The 20,482-nt window shown below is 55.3% G+C and carries 19 protein-coding genes; 10 read left to right on the top strand and 9 right to left on the bottom strand.

Annotated elements, in window-relative coordinates; all coding sequences use genetic code 11:
• The 4 genes from FHI25_RS16985 to FHI25_RS17000 all read left to right on the top strand — a co-directional run bounded on the left by FHI25_RS16985 (position 1) and on the right by FHI25_RS17000 (position 5,651).
• Entirely contained in the window at positions 1 to 273 is a 273-nt protein-coding gene (locus tag FHI25_RS16985; RefSeq protein WP_063087963.1) for a DUF2160 domain-containing protein, read from the top strand.
• A 101-nt stretch (positions 274 to 374) separates the two neighbouring features.
• Positions 375 to 2,159, top strand: coding sequence for an ABC transporter substrate-binding protein (locus tag FHI25_RS16990; RefSeq protein ID WP_246879179.1), 1,785 nt, complete (start codon positions 375 to 377; stop codon positions 2,157 to 2,159).
• 255 nt (positions 2,160 to 2,414) lie between these two features.
• Positions 2,415 to 4,679 (top strand): methyl-accepting chemotaxis protein, encoded by a 2,265-nt coding sequence (locus FHI25_RS16995; protein WP_210519801.1) that lies wholly within the window; start codon positions 2,415 to 2,417, stop codon positions 4,677 to 4,679.
• 84 nt (positions 4,680 to 4,763) lie between these two features.
• Complete coding sequence (locus FHI25_RS17000) at positions 4,764 to 5,651, top strand: sel1 repeat family protein (protein ID WP_246879180.1); 888 nt, start codon at positions 4,764 to 4,766, stop codon at positions 5,649 to 5,651.
• Here the strand turns inward: FHI25_RS17000 and mobA are convergent.
• A complete protein-coding gene (mobA, locus tag FHI25_RS17005) occupies positions 5,648 to 6,286 on the bottom strand; it encodes a molybdenum cofactor guanylyltransferase MobA (RefSeq protein WP_210519803.1) in 639 nt (212 codons plus the stop codon). The genes FHI25_RS17000 and mobA overlap by 4 nt on opposite strands.
• 261 nt (positions 6,287 to 6,547) lie before the next feature.
• Between mobA and sugE the strand changes: the two genes are divergently transcribed.
• Entirely contained in the window at positions 6,548 to 6,868 is a 321-nt protein-coding gene (sugE, locus tag FHI25_RS17010) for a quaternary ammonium compound efflux SMR transporter SugE (RefSeq protein WP_062955423.1), read from the top strand.
• Between the two features lie 30 nt (positions 6,869 to 6,898).
• Here sugE and FHI25_RS17015 read toward each other — a convergent pair whose 3' ends face one another.
• Positions 6,899 to 7,801, bottom strand: coding sequence for a LysR family transcriptional regulator (locus FHI25_RS17015; protein WP_210519805.1), 903 nt, complete (start codon positions 7,799 to 7,801; stop codon positions 6,899 to 6,901).
• A 128-nt stretch (positions 7,802 to 7,929) separates the two neighbouring features.
• On the opposite strand from FHI25_RS17015, the gene FHI25_RS17020 reads away from it, so the two are divergent.
• Positions 7,930 to 8,670: an SDR family oxidoreductase gene (locus tag FHI25_RS17020; RefSeq protein WP_210519807.1), complete on the top strand. Its 741-nt coding sequence runs from the start codon at positions 7,930 to 7,932 to the stop codon at positions 8,668 to 8,670.
• A 70-nt stretch (positions 8,671 to 8,740) separates the two neighbouring features.
• The gene (locus FHI25_RS17025; RefSeq protein WP_210519809.1) at positions 8,741 to 8,953 is read left to right on the top strand and encodes a tautomerase family protein; all 213 of its coding nucleotides are present in this window, start codon (positions 8,741 to 8,743) and stop codon (positions 8,951 to 8,953) included.
• Positions 8,954 to 9,073: 120 nt separating this feature from the next.
• Here FHI25_RS17025 and hydA read toward each other — a convergent pair whose 3' ends face one another.
• From hydA to FHI25_RS17060, 7 genes are all read right to left on the bottom strand, one after another.
• On the bottom strand, positions 9,074 to 10,525 hold the full coding sequence (gene hydA / locus FHI25_RS17030) for a dihydropyrimidinase (RefSeq protein ID WP_210519811.1): 1,452 nt from the start codon (positions 10,523 to 10,525) through the stop codon (positions 9,074 to 9,076).
• Between the two features lie 182 nt (positions 10,526 to 10,707).
• Complete coding sequence (locus FHI25_RS17035; protein WP_210519813.1) at positions 10,708 to 11,688, bottom strand: ABC transporter substrate-binding protein; 981 nt, start codon at positions 11,686 to 11,688, stop codon at positions 10,708 to 10,710.
• 61 nt (positions 11,689 to 11,749) lie between these two features.
• Entirely contained in the window at positions 11,750 to 12,907 is a 1,158-nt protein-coding gene (locus FHI25_RS17040; RefSeq protein WP_210519815.1) for an ABC transporter permease, read from the bottom strand.
• A complete protein-coding gene (locus tag FHI25_RS17045) occupies positions 12,904 to 13,833 on the bottom strand; it encodes an ABC transporter permease (protein ID WP_246879181.1) in 930 nt (309 codons plus the stop codon). The genes FHI25_RS17040 and FHI25_RS17045 overlap by 4 nt, the downstream gene beginning before the upstream one ends.
• A complete protein-coding gene (locus FHI25_RS17050; protein ID WP_210520272.1) occupies positions 13,823 to 14,614 on the bottom strand; it encodes an ABC transporter ATP-binding protein in 792 nt (263 codons plus the stop codon). Before FHI25_RS17050 ends, FHI25_RS17045 begins: the two co-directional genes overlap by 11 nt.
• Before the next feature lie 256 nt (positions 14,615 to 14,870).
• Positions 14,871 to 15,737 carry a nitrilase-related carbon-nitrogen hydrolase gene (locus FHI25_RS17055; protein ID WP_210519816.1) on the bottom strand — a complete coding sequence of 289 codons (867 nt, stop codon included), beginning with the start codon at positions 15,735 to 15,737 and terminating at the stop codon, positions 14,871 to 14,873.
• A gap of 247 nt (positions 15,738 to 15,984) precedes the next feature.
• Positions 15,985 to 17,316 (bottom strand): aspartate aminotransferase family protein, encoded by a 1,332-nt coding sequence (locus FHI25_RS17060; RefSeq protein ID WP_008890128.1) that lies wholly within the window; start codon positions 17,314 to 17,316, stop codon positions 15,985 to 15,987.
• Between the two features lie 496 nt (positions 17,317 to 17,812).
• On the opposite strand from FHI25_RS17060, the gene FHI25_RS17065 reads away from it, so the two are divergent.
• The 3 genes from FHI25_RS17065 to FHI25_RS17075 all read left to right on the top strand — a co-directional run bounded on the left by FHI25_RS17065 (position 17,813) and on the right by FHI25_RS17075 (position 20,415).
• The gene (locus tag FHI25_RS17065) at positions 17,813 to 18,451 is read left to right on the top strand and encodes a TetR/AcrR family transcriptional regulator (RefSeq protein WP_210519818.1); all 639 of its coding nucleotides are present in this window, start codon (positions 17,813 to 17,815) and stop codon (positions 18,449 to 18,451) included.
• A gap of 224 nt (positions 18,452 to 18,675) precedes the next feature.
• Positions 18,676 to 19,443 carry a transporter substrate-binding domain-containing protein gene (locus FHI25_RS17070; protein WP_210519820.1) on the top strand — a complete coding sequence of 256 codons (768 nt, stop codon included), beginning with the start codon at positions 18,676 to 18,678 and terminating at the stop codon, positions 19,441 to 19,443.
• 276 nt (positions 19,444 to 19,719) lie between these two features.
• Entirely contained in the window at positions 19,720 to 20,415 is a 696-nt protein-coding gene (locus tag FHI25_RS17075; protein ID WP_246879182.1) for a transporter substrate-binding domain-containing protein, read from the top strand.
• The last annotated feature ends 67 nt before the right edge of the window (positions 20,416 to 20,482 follow it).

The following is a 20,482-nucleotide window of genomic DNA, read 5'->3' on the forward strand; positions in this document are numbered from 1 at the left end:
ATGGCATGGATGGCCTGGACCCCGATTACCGCCGCGTTCTTTGGCTGCATCTTCTTGATGCTGATCGGGATGGGAATTTGGCAGGCGGTTTCACCGACCGTTCCGCGGCGTGGCTTTTTGCCACTGACCACCACACGCGGTGATCGCCTGTTTATCAGCTTGCTTGGAGCCGCCTATATCCATCTTGGCTGGCTGGCATTTACCGATGCCGCCCTTTGGATCGGTTCCATCATCGCACTTGTCTGGCTCGTCATTGTGATGCGCTGGGGTTAACAACCAAAACGGTACCGCGTCCTACAGCGGTGCCGTTTTCGATCGAATTCATCACGGTGGGCTGTCCGTCTTCCCCCAGCGTCGATGACCGGGTTTACCGGATGAGCAATAAGGAAGACGACCAGGGAGAAAACGACATGATCGTTAAAGCCAAAGGTGCCAAAAGCGTTGTTAAAGGCAGCGCCGTTGCAGTCGCCCTTGGTCTTGCTGTGCTGGCGAACCCGGCCATGGCAGATCAATATACCGACGCGGCGAAAAAATGGATCGACAGCGAGTTCCAGCCGTCGAGCATCAGCAAAGACGCCCAGATGGCCGAACTGGAATGGTTCATCAAAGCAGCTGAACCGTTCCGCGGCATGGACATCAACGTGGTGTCTGAAACCATCACCACGCACGAATATGAGTCCAAGGTTCTGGCAAAGGCCTTCTCGGAAATCACCGGGATCAACCTGACCCATGACCTGATCGGCGAAGGCGATGTCATCGAAAAACTGCAGACCCAGATGCAGTCAAACCGCAACATCTATGACGCCTTCATCAATGACTCCGACCTCATCGGCACCCACGCGCGTTATGACGCCGTTGTGCCGCTGACCGACTGGATGGCGGGCGAAGGTGCGGACGTTACCTCTCCGACCCTGGATCTGGACGACTTCATCGGTCTGTCCTTCACCACCGGTCCCGATGGCAAGCTTTATCAGCTTCCTGACCAGCAGTTCGCGAACCTTTACTGGTTCCGTTATGACTGGTTCCAGCGTGAAGATCTGCAAAAGCAGTTCAAGGACAAGTACGGCTATGACCTGGGCGTTCCGGTCAACTGGTCGGCTTATCAGGACATCGCCGAATTCTTCACCAACGACGTTGGTGAAATCGATGGCCAGAAAGTCTATGGCCACATGGATTACGGCAAAAAAGACCCGTCACTGGGTTGGCGCTTCACCGATGCGTGGCTTTCCATGGCTGGCGCTGGCGACAAGGGCATCCCGAACGGCCTTCCGGTCGACGAATGGGGTATCCGTGTTGAAGGTTGCTCGCCTGCTGGTTCAAGTGTGACCCGTGGTGGTGCCGCAAACGGCCCGGCAGCGGTTTATGCCCTGACCAAATACATCGACTGGCTCAAGGCTTATGCCCCGCCAGAAGCAGCCGGCATGACCTTTGGTGAAGCTGGTCCGGTTCCGGCACAGGGCCAGATCGCACAGCAGATCTTCTGGTACACTGCCTTCACCGCCGACATGGCGAAAAAAGGTACCCCGGTTGTGAACGAAGACGGCACGCCGAAATGGCGTATGGCCCCGTCGCCGCATGGCCCGTACTGGGAAGAAGGCATGAAGCTTGGTTATCAGGACGTGGGTTCCTGGACTCTGATGAAGTCCACCCCGCTTGAGCGCCGCAAAGCTGCATGGCTTTATGCACAGTTCACCACGTCCAAAACCGTATCGCTGAAAAAGACCCTCACCGGCCTGACACCGATCCGTCAGTCTGACCTGGATACCCAGGAAATGACCGATATCGCGCCGAACTGGGGTGGTCTGGTCGAGTTCTATCGCTCGCCGGCCCGTGTTCAGTGGTCACCGACCGGTACCAACGTTCCGGATTATCCGAAACTGGCGCAGCTCTGGTGGCAGAACGTTGCCGAAGCTGTGACCGGCGAACGGACCCCGCAGGAAGCCATGGACAACCTTGCGACATCCATGGACCGTGTTCTGCAGCGTCTGGAGCGTGCTGGCATCGGTGGCGAATGTGCACCGAAGCTGAACGAAGAGCGTGATGCCCAGTACTGGTTCGACCAGCCGGGCGCACCGAAACCGCCGCTTGCCAACGAAAAACCGCAGGGTGAGACCGTCAAATATGACGATCTGATCGCGGAATGGCGTGCAGCCCAGTAATTCGGGCTACACTACTGGGGGTGTCGGGGGTGATTTTTTCACCCCCGACCGTCCCACCCGATTTTCCAATAGAATTCATATTTCCGACGCGTATTCCGTTAAGTCATAAAAACCCAAGAAGTCCGTAAAAAGGATGCACATTTCCCAAAAAGGGAATTGTCTGCCCAAAGAAAAAACAAAGGGCCAGACAGGGAGGAAACAGTGAATACCGCCATCAAAAAACGTCGCGCGGGCCTTGGCATTCAAGGTCGGCTAATGGCTTCTTTTGCCTTGATTCTGGTTCTGGCCGGGATTTCATCGGCCGTGTCGTGGGTATCTTTTGGCAGCAATCGCGATCTTGTCGCTGATATCACGACCAACAGCCTGCCCTCGATCATCCGTCAGATGGAACTGGCGACGAACGGTGTTGGCCTCGCCGCACAAGCCCCCGTGCTTGCAGCGTCACGGGATGCCGAAGAACTGGCAGCAACCGAGGCCCGTCTTGATCAACTTGTTGCCAATGCACGCGCCAGACTTCAGGAAATCACCGAAGCCAATCCGGATTCCATCATTATTGACCTTGCCGCCCGGAACGCCGGCGAAGGTGAAGGGTCAAACGCACCCGCGGTTGCCGATGGCACGGAGAACACTGGTGGCTCAGAAGCAAATGCGCAAACCACTGCGCCAGAGCGGGAACTTGTCGATGCCATTTCCATTCTAAGAGAGCATCTTGATAACATCGTCACCGGGCGTGAACACCTTCATGAACTGACCACCCGACGCCTTGAGATTGAAAAGCAGCGCGGTGATCTGACCCTTGATATGGTCTTTGCCTATAGCGACCTGTCAGAGTTCCTGAGCCCGTTGGTCGAGGTCGTTGATATTGACGTGGATCGCGGTATATCGCGCGTCGCCAATGGCAACACCGACGCAGCAGAAAAGCTTGGAGAAACAATTGGCTTTTCACAGCTGATCGCCGAAATCCGTGCCAATGTGAACCTTGCCTTTGGCATGCTGACCGCCGCCATCGCCGTGCCAGAGGGCGAGGCCATGGATGAAGTTCGTAGTCAATGGAGCTGGGCGGAGCTGCGCATTACCGATGCGCTTGAAGAACTGCCAGACAATGATGACGGAGAGCGTATCCGTGAACTAGCCAATGCCCTTCTCGCCTTTGGCAAAGGCAGCAACAGCGTCTTTGATCTGCGCGAGGCAGAATGGGACAACCAGTATGAAACTGAACAGACCCTTGATGCCACACTGGCAACTGCCGAGGCACTGTCACACGCCATCGCGTTGATGGTCGACACCAAGCGCACCGAGGTTGACGCCAACGCCAGCGAAGCCCTTTCAAAGGTCGAATGGGATCAACAGGTCATTGCGATCATCGGGATTTCTGTTCTGCTGATATCGCTTCTGATCATGCTGTTTTATGTGCGCGGCAACCTGATCAAGCGTCTTCTGCGCGTGATTGACGGGATGCGCAAGGTTGCCAACGGCGATCTTTCGACCGAAGTCAAGGATACCGGCCGGGATGAAATTGGCCGAATGGCCGAAATCCTCGGACAGTTCCGTGAAACCAGCCTTGCCGCACAACAGGCCGAAGAAAAAGTTGCCCGCGAACGCGAACAGGCTGAACACGAACGGCGGCGCGCAATGCTTGATCTGGCTGATGCGTTTGAAACGTCAATCCTGCAAGTCGCCCAGGACGTCGCGCACGAGGCAGAAAACATCCAGACCACATCAGATAAGGTCCGTGATCGGGCACAGGTGGCCTCGACCAATGCCACCGGTGTTGCTGGCGCGTCCGAGGAAATATCGATCAATATGGCATCGGTATCGGATGCCACACAGTCGCTTTCGGATCGGGTGCGCGATACCGGGCATCGGGCGCAAAAGTCGGTTGGTGCCGCCACCAGTGCGGTTGAAGCTGCCCAACGGACAAATGCCACCATGCATGAACTTGAAACCGGTGCGCAGGAAATCGGCGAGATCCTGAACCTTATTCAGGACATTGCAGCCCAGACCAATCTGTTGGCACTGAATGCAACGATTGAGGCCGCCCGCGCAGGTGAAGCAGGCAAAGGGTTTGCGGTTGTCGCACAGGAAGTCAAAAACCTTGCCAACCAGACCGGAACGGCCACCGACCGCATTGCCCAGCGCATCAACGAAATCCAGTCGACCACCGGGGTTGCCGTCAAGGCCATCGCCGAAATTCGAGACAGCATCACCGGCATCCATGAAACCGTGGGTGAAATGTCGGACGCTGTATCCGAGCAGCAGGAATTCGTTGCTGAAATCGCCAGCAACGTCGAACAATCCGCGACAGCTGCCAGCGAGATGAATGGCACGATTGCGCAGGTCAGCGCCGCAGCAGATGACAACCTTGCTGCGGTTGACGGCCTGCTTGATGCGACAGGTCGCCTTCGCAACCAGTCCGATGATCTGGGCAATCGGGTTCGTGACTTCCTGCGCACCATCCGTTCGGAACAGCCCCAAACGACATCCCGCAATCAACCAGAAGAAGTTGCCTCCCTGCGATGAAAGCAAACTGCCAGGACAGGCCATCAGGTCTGTTCTGGCACATTTTTTTCGCCCGCCTGGCACAGAAATGTTAGACAAGACACCATGAAAAACATCATCGCCCGTTCAGCAAAACCATCCTGTTTGAAAGCCACACGCGTTGGTGCTTTGGCACTTGCCACGGTGATTGCCTCGATGATTGCTCTGGGTGCAGTCCCGGCGTTGGCATCGTCGGCACTTGATGACGGCATCAAGGCCTATCGCCACGGGGAATTTGAAAAGTCGGCCGGCATTTTTTCATCGCTGGCAGACAACGGCGATGCCACCGCGCAATATCTTCTGTCCTGCCAGACCATCAATGGCGTTGGCGTCACTGCCAACGAAGATGCCGGCTGGACCCTGATGGAACAGGCGTCCGAGAACAACAATCCGAATGCCAGTGTTGTCATGGCTAGGCGTCTTGAAGCGATGGGTGGAGACAAAGACGAAATTCGCGGCCTTTATATTGCTGCCGCCCAAAAGAACAACACCCAGGCAATGCTTTGGCTGGCCCTTGATGCGCTTGATCGCGGCGATGCGGCACAGGCCGAAGCCCATCTTAAACAGGCGTGGGAGCTCGGCGATCCACGTGCGGCGACACTTCTTGCCAACCGCTTTGCCAAAAGTGATGTTGATCGACTGACTTATTTGCGCCGCGCCGCCCAACACGGTGAAATGCGCGCGGCTGCTTACCTCGCCGAAGAAGCCCGCACCGTTGATGACAAGGCCGAGGCGGTTGGCTGGTGCGCGATTGCGACCGGCATGCCCGGCCATAACGAAGATGTCGACTGGAAAACCATCGGGGATGCGGTCGAAAAAAACTGCGGCCAGTTTGACAAGGACCTGTCGCCCAAAGACCGCGCGATCAACCGCGAACGCGTCGATCATTTCCTGTCCGAGTTCTTCAAGAATTACGAGCCGTGGCAGCCGTGGCGGGCCTGCGCGGTTGACTAATCCTGTGTAGATACAGCGGTGGCAAGGGCACTGTTGATCAGCTTCAGGTCGTCTGGCGTATTGACGTTGGTAAACGGTTCCAGCCCGGAAACCTGATTTTCAAACACCACCCGTGGCGCATCCAGCGCCTGCAACGGGCCACGTACCCGTCGACCCTCGGACGCCAGCAGATCGGCAATTACCGGGGCGGCATCGCGGTGCCAGATGCTGGATAGATAGTGGTCACGGTCGGCATGGCTGGCAAAGGCCGCCTTCGTCCCGGCATCCTCGGCAGCGGCCCGCAAGCGCCCCACCATATCAAGCGGCACAATCGGACAATCGACTGGAAAGGTCGCCAGCCAGTCAATGCCATCGGGCAGCGCTTTCAAGCCCCCCAGAATACCACCCAGCGGCCCCTGCCCCGGTTTGGGCGCATCACCAACCACAGGCAGGCCATAATCCGCAAACGCCTCTGCCCCGGCATTCGATGAAATCATCACCTGATCGCATTGGGCTTGGGCAACGTCGATCACCCTTCCGATCAGGCTTTTACCCCCGACCTCGCGAAACGCCTTGTTCCCGCCCATACGTCGTGCTTCGCCCCCGGCCAGAACAAGGCCAAGGGTTGGGACATGTTGGGATTGGGGCGTGTTCACGATAAGACCAAACCTTTTGAAGGGGGCTAACAATCAGACGCCCTCATCATAATCCAGTGCGCCAACCGTTGCATCTGTCGTCTTGGCACCCAAGCATTTTCTGAGGCCGCGCCCTGATGCTGCACTGCGTCATTTTTACATTGTCGCCCTTCAGGCATTGATTTAGAATGATTAAAGACTTTGCGACATCCGCCTTGATACCGGACGACCGGTATTCCTGATCCGATCAATGGGGACGGCCCCGCAAGACAGGAGGCCCCCATGGCCTGGACAGCGTTGGTTATTGCCGGATTTCTCGAAATTTGCTGGGCGATTGGCCTGAAATATACCGAAGGCTTCACCAAGCCCATTCCAAGCGCACTGACCATTGCCGCAATCGCCGCCAGCTTCTGGCTGCTGTCGATTGCCATGCGCTCTATCCCGATCGGCACGGCATATGCGATCTGGACGGGCATCGGTGCAGCGGGAGCGGTGATCTTTGGCATCATCATGGTCGGCGAACCGGCCAATCCCGGGCGACTTGTCGCCATCGCGCTGATCCTGTCAGGGATCGTGATGCTGAAGCTGTTTAGCCCTAGCTAAACGTTTGACATCTCTGAGTGCGTTCGTTTGTCAGCGCCCCTGCAGGTCAGCAGATGCAAATATCTCGGCTACCCAATCAAGGAAAACGCGCAAACGCCGGGTAACCTGGCGATTTTGCGAATAGACCACGGCAAGCGGGATTGGCAGCGGCGGATAGTCGGCCAGAAGTTCTACCATGTTGCCGCGCGCGAGTTCGTCAGCGAAATGGTATCTGGGGGCCTGCATGATCCCGAAGCCCAATCGGGCCAGTGCCGCCACCGTGTTCGAATTATTCGCCGTCACCCGAGAGGGCAAGTTAACGTATTTAACTTTGCCGTCGATTTGGAATTCCAGCGGCATGGCCTCCCCCGTACGTGAAGATACAAAACCAACCATTTGATGACCGTCAAGATCATCGGGGGTAACGGGCGCGCCAAATTTTTCGACGTAACCGGCACTGGCAATGGTGACTTCGTCAAGATCGCCCAAATGGCGCGCGATCATGCTGCTGTCATTAAGCTCGCCCGCGCGGATAACGCAATCAACGCCTTCGCGTACCAGATCCACAAACCGGTCCGTCTGGCCGAAATGAATGTTCAAGTCAGGATACCGTTCAAGGAATTCCGGCAGGTGCGGCAAGATAAACGTTCGCGTCAGATAACCGTGCGCATCAATGCGCAGTAAGCCCGCCGGTGACGAATTGCGAAACAGTCCCTCGGCGTCTTCGACATCACCCAGAATAGACAAACAGCGCTGATAATATTCCTGCCCATCGAGCGTCGACGTGACATGGCGGGTTGTCCGTTCAAGCAAGCGCACGTCAAGGTCACGTTCCAGGACCTTGATGGCCTCTGTTGCTGTGGAGCGCGCCATTCCAAGATCCGCCGCCGCATCGGAAAAACTGCCGCGTTCAACGATCCTGACAAACAGGGACATGCGATCAAGACGATCCACTTTGTTCGCTCCATACGAATAGTGATGTCAAAATTCAGGTTATTGTTCTGAATATACCTTCCAACTACCTTTGCCAACATCAATCACAGCCCAGCGCCGGCACCAAAAAACGGCAAAAGGAGTTTGTCATGTCTGACAAGACACAAAAAACAGCAATCATTACCGGCGCATCACGCGGTATTGGCGCCAACCTTGCGCGCAAACTGGCCGCGGACGGTTTTGCTGTTGTCGTCAATTACAACAGCAGCGCTGACGCCGCCGAAACGCTTGTTTCCGAAATCAAGGCATCTGGCGGCACCGCCATCGCGATTGCCGCCGATATCGGTGCGCCTGACGGGATTCCGCATCTGTTTGATGCCGCGAAAGCGGAATTCGGCGGTGTTGATGTCCTGGTAAACAATGCAGGGACCATGTCGTGTTCATCGATTGCCGACACAGATGATGATGCCTTCGAAAAGCAGGTTGCCATTAATCTTGGTGGTGTTTTTCGCGGTATGCGTTCTGCGGCCAATCAGCTGCGTGACGGTGGTCGCATCATCAGCTTTTCATCAAGCGTTGTCGGGCTTTATCAACCGACATACGGGGTTTATGCCGCAACCAAGGCAGCGGTCGAAGCCCTGACCCACATTCTGGCAAAGGAACTCGGACCGCGGGGGATTACGGTCAATGCCGTCGCCCCCGGCCCCGTTGCCACCGACTTTTTCCTGAAGGGTAAAAGTGATGAACTGATTGAAAACATCATTGCCATGAACCCCTTCAAACGTCTGGGCCAGCCAGATGACATCACAAATGTCGTCAGCTTCCTTGCCTCAGAGCAAGGCGGCTGGATCAGCGGCCAAACCATTCGCGCCAACGGCGGTGTTGTCTGAGCGGCCCAAAAAAACGCCCGTTCATTAACCACACAGCCAGTCATTACAAAGCCCTAAACGGAGATATCAAATGCCATTCGTAAATATCAAAACCCCGCAAGGTGCGCTGAGCACCGCCCAGAAAGAAGAGATTGTCCATAAAACCACCGACATGCTGGTTGAATACTTCTCGGAAGCTGCCCGTCCTCACACGATGGTTCTGATCGAAGAAGTCCTTGATGGTGGGTACGCCCGCGCAGACGAGGTCTTCATTCTGCCAGATGAATACCGCGCCAAGGATTGATCCTTCTGTTCGCGGGCCGCGTCTTTCATTTTTCCCCCACCCCGTGACAGATGATGGCCCGAAACAGAAACGGGGCAGCCGATGGCTGCCCCGTTTATTGATGTTTCGTTCCCGGTCGGCTTAGACGCCTGCGGGAATGCCACTGCGTTCAACTTTGCGCGGCGATGTGATTTCTTTCCATTTGGAAAGGGCCTTGTTGACCGCCGGATACGGTTCGCGGGCGATGAATTCACCGTCGCCGCATTTGGCAAGCACCACACCTTCTTCGGCAGCAATCCGACCACGGCTGATGGTGTAGCGCGGAAGGCCGGTAACCTCGATGCCTTCGAACACGTTGTAGTCAATCGCCGACTGCTGATGATCCGCGGTGATGGTTTTCGATGCCTTCGGATCCCAAACCACAAGGTCTGCATCCGCCCCAACCAGAACCGCACCCTTGCGCGGATAGATGTTGAGTATCTTGGCAATGTTGGTCGAGGTCACGGCCACGAATTCGTTCGGGGTCAGACGACCGGTGCCAACACCATAGGTCCAGAGAAGCGGCATGCGGTCTTCAAGACCGCCTGTGCCGTTCGGGATCTTGGTGAAATCGCCAACACCCATGCGTTTCTGTTCGGTGGTAAACGCACAGTGGTCAGTCGCGACAACCTGCAGGCTGCCCGATGCCAGACCATTCCACAGGCCATCCTGATGTTCCTTACTGCGGAACGGCGGAGACATGACGCGACGGGCGGCGTGATCCCAATCGGCGTTTTTATATTCGCTGTCATCAAGAATAAGGTGCTGGATCAGCGGTTCGCCAAACACGCGTTTGCCATTGGCGCGCGCGCGCCGAATGGCTTCATGGGCCGGTTCGCAGGACACATGCACGATATAAAGTGGCACATTGGCCATATCGGCAATCATGATCGCACGGTTGCATGCTTCGCCTTCTACATCGACGGGACGGGAATAGGCGTGGGCCTCGGGCCCGTTATTGCCTTCGGCCAGCAATTTCTGCTGCAGGGTTGCGACCACGTCACCGTTTTCGGCATGCACCAGTGGCATCGCGCCCAGTTCCGAACAGCGCGAGAAGGATGCGAACATTTCGTCATCATCGACCATCAAGGCACCCTTGTAGGCCATAAAGTGCTTGAAGGTATTGATGCCCTTTTCCTGAACGATGGTCTTCATTTCATCAAAGACCTGCTCGCTCCACCAGGTGACGGCCATGTGGAAGGAATAGTCGCACACCGCCTTGGAGGATTTGTTATCCCAGGCTTGCAATGCTTCGAGCAGGGATTGGTTCGGCGCAGGCAGGCAGAAATCGACAACCATCGTCGTACCACCGGCAACGGCGGCCTTGGTGCCGCTTTCGAAATCGTCTTCGGAATAGGTGCCCATAAAGGGCATTTCCATATGGGTATGCGGATCAATCCCGCCGGGCATCACATAGCAGCCGTCGGCCTCGATCACCTTGTCCCCGGTCAGGTTGTCCCCGATGGCAGCAATCTTGCCGTCTTCGATCAGGATATCGGATTTGTAGGTCAGGTCGGCGGTAACGATGGTTCCGCCACGAATAACCATGGACATGGGTGGCTCCTTGTCTGTCTCTGCGGCGAAAAGTTGCGGGCCATCCCGGCATTTCGCCCGTTATCTCCAAACACCCCCGAGGGTATTCAATCTGTATTCAATCGATCATCACAGTCATGGAAGTCATCCCGTCCGGCGAAGCCAAAACCCCGCCGGACGGATAAAAGTCACAAGATGGAAGATTACATCTTGTCGGTCACGGCGTGGGTCCAGGCACCTTCCGGTTCCTTGGTGATCACCGGATCGGAACCACCCGAAAGCAGGCTGTCAACAGTACGCTGATAGGCTGCCTCGTCGAGAACCGCAGAATCACCAAGCAGTTTGGCGATTTCGGTCATCATGCGGACCTGGTGTTTTTCGGTCTGGGCACCGGTCATGTCGTTATCAAGAACGATCATGGCGGCATCTTCCGGGTTTTCCTTGGCCCACATCCAGCCCTTCATGCTGGCTGCAACAAAGCGCGACATTTTGTCGACGAATGCCGGATCCGAAAGGTTGTCTTCAAGAACATAAAGACCGTCTTCAAGGGTGGCCACGCCCTGATCTTCGTATTTGAAGACCTTGAGGTCTTCGGCCGGAATACCGGCATCAATCACCTGCCAGTATTCGTTATAGGTCATGGTCGACACGCAATCGGCCTGCTTCTGGATCAGCGGATCAACGTTGAAGCCCTGCTTAAGCACGGTCACGCCATTTTCGCCGCCATCGGTCGGAATGCCGAGTTTCGACATCCAGCTCAGGAACGGATATTCGTTACCGAAGAACCAGACACCAAGGGTACGACCCGGGAAGTCATCCGGGCTTTCAATCCCGGTTTCCTTGAGGCAGGTCAGCATCATGCCCGATTTGGCGAACGGCTGTGCGATGTTCACCAGCGGCACACCCTTTTCGCGTGATGCAAGGGCCGACGGCATCCAGTCAATGATCACATCGGCACCACCACCGGCAATCACCTGCGGCGGGGCAACGTCCGGACCTCCCGGATTGATGGTCACATCAAGATCGGCTTCTTCATAGAAACCTTTGTCGAGTGCCACATAGTAGCCTGCAAACTGGGCCTGCGTGACCCATTTAAGCTGCAGGGTTACCTCGTCTGCTGCCATCGCCGAAAACGATGCCAACCCGAAACTCAACCCCATAGCAGTCGAAATAAACTTATTCATTCGTCGATGTCTCCTCAGGTTGTAGTCAAGTCCTCCCGACGGGTCGTCTTGTTTTATGCCTTTAATGGCGACGTACCCGGAATGACGGATGCCATGACGTTGCTTTTCTCTCGATATAAGCCACAGCCCCGTAGAAGGCGGTCCCCGCAAGGGCCGCCAATGCGATTTCCGCCCAGACCATGTCGATATTCATCCGCCCCACCTCGGTCGAGATGCGGAAGCCCATACCAACAATCGGGGTACCGAAAAATTCGGCGACGATTGCACCAATCAGCGCAAGCGTGGAATTGATTTTAAGTGCGTTGAAAACAAATGGCATGGCGGCCGGCAAACGCAGACGAAACAGCGTTGACCAATAGCCCGACGCGTATGTCGCCATCAGGTCCTTTTCAAGCTTTCCGGCGGCATTCAACCCGGTCACGGTATTCACCAGCATCGGGAAGAAGGTCATGATCACGATCACGGCCGCCTTGGACTGCCAGTCAAAGCCAAACCACATCACCATGATCGGTGCGACACCAATGATCGGCAGGGCCGATACCATATTACCCAGTGGCAAAAGACCACGTTTCAGGAACGGCACACGGTCGACCGCGATCGCCACGATAAAGGCCGAACCACAGCCCATGACATAGCCGCTTAGAACCGCCTTCACAAAGGTCTGGTGGAAGTCGGCGGCCAGAATGTCGGTGGAATTGACGAAACGTTCGCCAATCATGCTGGGCGGCGGCAACAGAACCTGTGGCACGCCAAAGCCCGAAACGACGACTTCCCAGACAAACAGAAGCCACACACCAAAGGCCACCGGCACGACGAAGTTCGCCAGATGCTGTTTGGTGCGATCAAGGCTGTGGAAGTTGGCAATCACATCAATCCCGCGCCAGACAAACACCCAAAGCGACAGGATGAACAACCAGAAACCCGGCCCGGCATAACCGGCAACCCCGTAATCATACAGAACACTGATCGCCTGCCAGCAGCCAAATACCGCAATCGCCAGAATGACCATACCGGCGGTGACGGATCCGACACCAAGCCAGGTAAAGGCCGACCCGGCAATCACACACAGCGCCATGGCAACGGCAAGACCGGGAATGTCCCCGACAAAGGCAACCTGTTTGCCGGTATCGCTATCCACCCCCGCAAGCGGGAAGATCAACGCCAGCAAGGCCGCAACCGCCGCGACGAGACAGAACTTGTCCAATTTCGTCCAGGTCATGACTTCACCCCCATCCGCACAAGGACCCTGCGTTCACACCAGCCGACAATCACCACAAGGATCGCCGCCACAAACGCCGCGGTCAGAAGGGCCGACCAGATTTGGATGGTCTGTCCGTAATAGGAGCCCGCCAGCAAACGCGCGCCAAGCCCCGCCTGCGCACCGGTCGGCAATTCACCGACGATGGCACCGACCAGACTGATCGCAATCGCGACTTTCAGGCTGGCAAACAGGTATGGCATGGCCGAGGGCAACCGAAGCTGCCAGAAGGTCTGCCATTTCGAGGCATTATAGGTCCGCATCAGATCAAGCTGGATCACCTGCGGGGAACGCAGGCCTTTAACCATGCTGATCGTGACCGGGAAGAAGCACAAATAGGTCGAAATGACCGCCTTTGGCACCAGTCCCTTGATCCCGATGGCGCCCAGAACAACGATGATCATCGGCGCGATGGCAAGGATCGGAATGGTTTGCGATGAAATCACCCATGGCATCAGGCTTTTTTCAAGCGTCATGACATGGACAATCCCCACGGCCAGCAACACACCCAGCAACGTGCCAATTCCGAAACCCAGAAGGGTCGAGGAAAGCGTTACCCAGCTGTGATAGACCAGCGAGCGTTTCGACGTGATCTTGATCGCAAAGATCGTGTGATACATCTCGACCGCGACCTGATGCGGGGCTGGCAGGATCGGGCGATCTTGCGCCAGCGTATCCTCAATCAGCTGGCCTGCGGTCCAGGTCTGGTCAGCGCGGTTGTAACGGTCAATCTGGGTCGGCGCGTTCATGAAAACCGCCCCGACATACCAAAGAACAAGAAGGGCGATCAGAACAACGCAGACCGGCCCGGTCTGGCCAGACATCATGCGCGTCCAGGTCGATGGTCCGCGAACGGACCCGGTCATGGCAGCAGTGTTACTCGTCATTGCTGTGCCCCGCACGCAGCCCTTCCCGCACCCGATGCGCAATCTCGAGGAATTCCGGCGTTTCGCGGATATCAAGCGTGCGGTCTTTCGGGAAGTCGGTTTCGATCACGTCAATAATCCGCCCCGGACGGGGTGACATCACGACAATCTTCGACGACAGATACACCGCCTCGGGGATGGAGTGGGTGACGAACGCCACCGTCTTGTTGGTGCGCGCCCACAGTTTCAACAGCTGTTCATTCAAGTGATCGCGCACGATTTCATCAAGCGCACCAAAGGGTTCGTCCATCAACAGCAGGTCGGCGTCGAACGACAGGGCACGCGCGATTGACGCACGTTGCTGCATGCCGCCTGACAGCTGCCATGGGAATTTCTTTTCAAAACCATTGAGCTCGACCAGTTTCAGGGCCTCCTGGGCGCGCTTGACGCGCTCTTCCTTGGAGATTTCCATGATTTCGAGCGGCAAGGTCACGTTGCGTTCGATCGAACGCCACGGCAACAGAGCCGGTGCCTGAAACACATAGCCATAAGCACGCTTTTCACGTGCTTCGTGCGGCGTGACACCATTAATCGAAATTTCGCCGCCGGTGGCTTGTTCAAGGTCGGCAATCACACGCAAAAGTGTCGTTTTGCCGCAGCCCGACGGGCCGATAAAGGAAACAAAATCGCCTTCCTCGATGGTCAGATCGACATCGGAAAGGGCGCAAACGGGACCGTCTGCCGTCTGGAAGGTCAGCGACAGTTTCTTGATATCAACAACTGCTTTTTTCGATGCGGGCATCTCAGCAACATTATTGACGACTTGTTTTAGCGTCATGGGGTTTCCCCTGATCGTATGTCTCTCTCAGAACCAAAAGCGTCTCTTTTGGCACAGTCGATGGAAGCCTCCCTCAGGGACGTTGCCCTGAACCTTGTCGACATTGATCAAACGCATAAAGCCTTTGCCCGGTCGTTGCCGGGAACGGGGAATGATACCCCACCTGTCGATCAAGGCAAAACGGCGAGCAGCGCTTTGACCGCTCGCCGGTATCATGAAATCAGTTCCCGTCGGTCAGACGGGTATAGGTCGACGGGCGACGGTCGCGGAAGAACTGCCAGTTGTCGCGAATTTCGCGCACCATCGACATATCCATGTCATGGACCAGCAATTCGTCCTGGTCGCGTGACGCTTGGGATTCAATCTCGCCGCGCGGATTGACGAAATAGCTTTGACCGTAAAACTCGCCAATATCCCATGGCTGTTCACGGCCAACCCGGTTGATCGCACCAATGAAACAGCCATTGGCCACAGCCGATGCCGGCTGTTCGAGTTTCCAGATATATTCCGATACCCCGGCAACGGTCGCCGACGGGTTAACGATATATTCCGCGCCATTAAGCGCCAAGGCACGCCAGCCTTCCGGGAAGTGCCGGTCATAGCAGATATAAACGCCAAGTTTGCAATACTGGGTATCAAAGACCGGCCAGTTCGAAACGCCGGGCTTGAAGAAGAATTTTTCCCAGAAACCGGCGACATGCGGGATGTGGGTTTTGCGGTATTTGCCAAGATAGGTACCGTCGGCGTCAATCACGGCAGCGGTGTTGTAATAGACACCGGTGATGTCTTCCTCATAGATCGGAACAACGATCACCATTTTGTATTTGGCTGCCAGTTCACACATCAGCTGTGTGGTCGGGCCATCAGGGATTTTTTCTGCGGCCGCGTACCATTTCTTGTCCTGGCTCGGACAGAAATAGGGCTGGGTGAATACTTCCTGAAAGCACAGAACCTGCACACCTTTTTTGCCCGCCTCTTCGATATAGGGCAGGTGTGCGTCGATCATGGCCTTGCGGATTTCTTCGGGGGACTGATCGGTTGAACCCTTAAGGCTCATTTGAATCAGGCCACCTCTCAGCTTTGACATCCGAGATACCTCCTTGATCTGATATTTTTATGTCCTTGCCACTTTTGTGGTCTGACGGACTTATGCCCGAACGCGCCCCAAGAACCCTGTTTTGTTTTATGCGGGTCCATTCCCAGACGGGACGCGATCAGAAAAATCGCGAAACAGATGTTTCCTCCGTGGCGTTGCAGACCCGTTTGTTTTTGGTGGTTCTGCAAGCCGGGTGTCCCCTGCCCGATTGCGCAGGCAGGGAACGAAAATCGTAATCCTAGTCGATCTCTTTAAGCACTTCGCGCAATGTGCCGAACAGCTGATCAATGTGTGACTTTTCAAGGATCAGCGGCGGCGACAGCGCAATGATATCACCTGTGGTGCGGATCAGAATGCCCTTCTCAAATGCCTTGAGGAAGGCATTGAACGCACGCTTGGTCGGGAAGCCTTCAATCGGCTCCAGCTCGATCGCACCGATCAGGCCAAGGTTACGGACATCCTTGACCAGCGGCAGGTCGATCAGGCTGTGCACCGCATCTTCCCAATACTGACCAAGTTCCTTGCCCTTGGAATACAGACCTTCTTCTTCATAGGTCTCAAGCGTTGCCATGGCGGCCGCACAGGCAACCGGGTTGCCCGAATAGGTGTAGCCATGGAACAGCTCGATCATGTTTTCCGGGCCGGTCATGAAGGCATCATGGATTTCGTCGGTGGCAAACACCGCACCCATCGGGATGGTACCGTTGGTAAGGCCCTTGGCGGTCGTGACCAGATCCGGCTGAACACCAAAGTAATCAACTGCAAACGGCGCACCCAGGCGACCAAAACCGGTGATGACTTCATCAAAGATCAACAAGATGCCATGCTTGGTGCAAATTTCGCGCAGGCGTTCGAGGTATCCCTTCGGCGGGATCAGAACACCGGTGGAACCTGCAACCGGTTCGACAATGACGGCCGCGATGGTCGACGGATCATGCAGCGCGCAAATGCGTTCCAAATCTTCGGCAAGGTAGGCGCCATGTTCGGGCATACCGCGGGTAACACCGTTTTCGTCCGGCAGGTAAGTGTGACGCATATGGTCGACACCGCCCAGCATCTGGCCGAATGTTTTGCGGTTACCCGAAATACCACCGACGGAAATGCCGCCGAAGTTCACACCGTGATAGCCGCGTTCACGACCGATCAGGCGGGTACGCTGGCCATCGCCGCGTGCACGATGATAGGCCAGTGCGATTTTAAGCGCGGTTTCAACCGACTCAGAACCGGAGTTGGTATAGAAAACGTGGTTGAGATTGCCCGGCATCAACTGTGCCAGACGGCTGGCAAGTTCGAACGCCTTGGGATGGCCCATCTGGAATGCCGGGGCATAATCCAGCTCGTCCATCTGTGCCTTGACCGCTTCGACGATTTTCGGACGCTTGTGACCGGCGTTGCAGCACCAAAGGCCTGCGGTGCCATCAAGGATGTCGCGGTTATCGTCGGTTTTGTAATACATGCCATCGGCCGACACCAGCATACGCGGGGTCTGCTTGAACTGACGGTTGGCAGTAAAGGGCATCCAGAACGCCGAAAGATCGTTCGGACGGCTAATTTTCGTGGTGGCTGTCATCAAAAGGTCTCCCGTACCTTTTCAAGTTCTTCCCTCGACCGGTTCGGTGGCGGGCCACCGTGCACCGGCATCTGATATTCTTCATCCCGTTTTCGCGAAAAGGTATCTGGCCAAATGACCAAAATGTCGCACATTCGTTTTCCGGGACGGCCCGAACTGTTGCGGGCACACAAACGTCGTTAGCATGAGACATGCCCACGCACTAGCGCTTTAATACCACCGCAGAACTGTTTCGAATATTCGACTGTCAAACACCATTTCGGCGACCCTGATTTTTATTTACGGCGTCTATTTTGTGTTTATCTTTCATCGGTACTGTTCGATATTTCGGACAAAACCGACTCTTGACCATGGCTTGGAACGACGCGCATAAAAAGTTTCTTTTTGATATTTGCAGTAGAGGTTATTTTAACCTGACCAAACGGTCAAGATAAATGACGCGATTTAGACAGCACGATTGAGATCCCTCAAAATCGGCGCGAAACGGGACACAAAAATGAGCACAAAACCCGCAGTAAACGGCGCACACAAGGCCGCGATCCGACAGGAAAACGAAGAACAGATTCTGGCCGCTGCCGAACGGGTCTTTGCCGATTTCGGGTTCAAGGGGGCGACCACCGCGCGGATTGCCGAAATCGCCAATGTTCCAAAGGCCAATGTGCATTACTATTTCAGCACCAAAGAGGCGCTTTATCGTCGCATCATGGAAGATGTCTGCGACCACTGGCTCGAAGCGGCAATGACATTCGATAACAGTGCCGACCCCGCCTTCATTCTGCGTGGCTATATCGAGGCCAAGATGGATTTGTCGCGCGTGCGTCCATACGGGTCGCGGCTTTGGGCACATGAAATCATCCGTGGCGCCAAATTCTCGTCGGAATATATCTCGACCACGGTGAAAAACTGGCTCGATAGCCGCGTGGAAGTCATTCGGGGCTGGATTGACGAGGGCAAGATGGATGATGTCGAACCCTATACCCTGATGTACATGATCTTTGCCACCACCCAGCACTATGCCGACTTTGGCCGCCAGATCGAGATTTTCAACAATGACAAGCCACTGACCGACGCACAGTTTGCCGAGGCCAAGGAAAATGTCGTGCGCATCATATTGAAAGGTGTCGGACTGACCTGAGCTGGCGGTCCCCTGCCCAGCGCTTATAGCCCCCCCTTTTTGACAAGGTTATTGATTAAGACAAGTTGAATAAACCGCGCCGCGTCCACATCTAAATAATCGGGAGTGATCAGGAAACGACAAGGGCGGAAAAAATGCGGTCACAGCTGCTATACGCCAAGCTCATTAGAACATGCGCAATATGTGCGATAACTGCCGCGTTGACCGGCCTATCAACGCCTGTCATGGCTCAGCAGTCCGATGGCAACAAACCTGCCGCTGACACATCCAGATCAAATTGCAGAACCATCACAATCGGCGGCCCAACAAGTTGGCAGCCGATTTCTTATATTGCAAAGGACGGGCGCCAAACTGGTCTTGGTATCGATATCATCAGGGAATATGCCAAACGCGAAAACCTTGATGTCAGGGTTGATATTGAGATGCCTTGGGCCAGAACCCTTGATTTGCTGTTTCAGGGTGAAATCGACGTCACAGCAGGTGCATATTTCAAGACCGAACGACAACGGCTTTACCACTATAGCGACCCCTTCTACGAAGACGATATCATGGTTTTCCAGCATGTGGATCGGCGCTTTGGCTATCGCCAGATCAGCGACCTTCGGGGGTATCGCGGAGCGCGCCCGCATGGTGGCAGCCTTGGAAACGAGATCGATAGCTATTCAAGCCAGAATCTCGACGTTATTTACTCTCCAACAATTGATCGCATCTTTGACCTGCTTGTTGCAGGTCATGTCGATTATGTTCTGCTGGGTCGCTATGATGGGCTGGCGACGCTTCGTAAACTTGGCATTCAGGACGAGATCATCGCTGTTGATCCTCCGGTGGCACGTAACCCCGTGCATCTGATGTTTTCACGCAACAGCCCCTGTCGCCGTCATATTCAACAGATCAATGCGTTAATTGCAGAGCTTGGCGATCGCGGTATTTTGCAAGAACGCATCGAATACCATCTTGGTCAAACCGTGTTTGATTTGGATAACGGAAGCTAGGGTATCCCATACCCCTCTGGACCACTCACCCCCATATGGCACCACTTCTGGATAGTTGTATCGGATTATCCGGGGACCAATTTTAGTTATTCCTGATAATCACGATGTTTGCAGACAATAATGGTGTGCACCGGACCATCACTTCGCGCTGTTTGTGGCTGTATTTCCGCTGTCCTGATCGGCGGATCTGCGTCCCTGATGACATTCCCGGCAGTTGCCGAAAACGCAATTTTAGCCCAGACACAAAATACCCCGCCTGCCAGCAATTGCAGGAAGTTGTCTGTTGGCGGCGCAGACGGTTGGGAGCCGATCACCTATATCCGTGATGATGGCCAACAGACCGGACTTGCGATCGACATTTTGCAAGATTACGCCAACCGTCACGATTTGAAGCTTGATCTCAATCTCGACATTCCCTGGACACGCGCCATTCAGATGCTGACCAATGGCGAACTGGATGTGATTGCCGGGGCCTATTTCACCCAAGAGCGCGATCAGGTCCACTTTTACAGTGCGCCATTTGCCAATGACGACATCATGGTCTTTCAACGCAACGACAATCGTTTTCCGGTTGTCGAGCTGAGTGATCTGATCGGGTATGACGGTGCGCGTCCGCAAGGTGGCAGTTACGGCGATTATATCGACCGCTTTGCCGAACAACGGCTGAACATGATCTTCTCCCCCACCGGCAATCGCATCTTTGACGTCTTGATGAATGGGCGGGTCGATTATGTGATACTGGGGCGCTTTGACGGGCTGACCAATATCTATCGCGATAACCTGATCGACGAGATCATCTTGGTCGAACCACCGATTGACAGCAACAAGGTCCATTTCATGTTTTCACGCAAAAGCCCATGCATGGGCCATGTCCGAAACCTGAATATCCTGATCGAACAGCTTGCCGAAGACGGAACGCTTGATCAGTGGACAGAGAACCATCTTCTTGATGTGTCCGAAGGGGCGAGTTAACGGCGGCGTGTTACCACCACAACAAAAAAGCAGGGCATTATATGCGCCCTGCTTTGTGTTTGGTCAC

Source organism: Thalassospira sp. ER-Se-21-Dark, from assembly GCF_017922435.1.
GTDB lineage: Bacteria > Pseudomonadota > Alphaproteobacteria > Rhodospirillales > Thalassospiraceae > Thalassospira.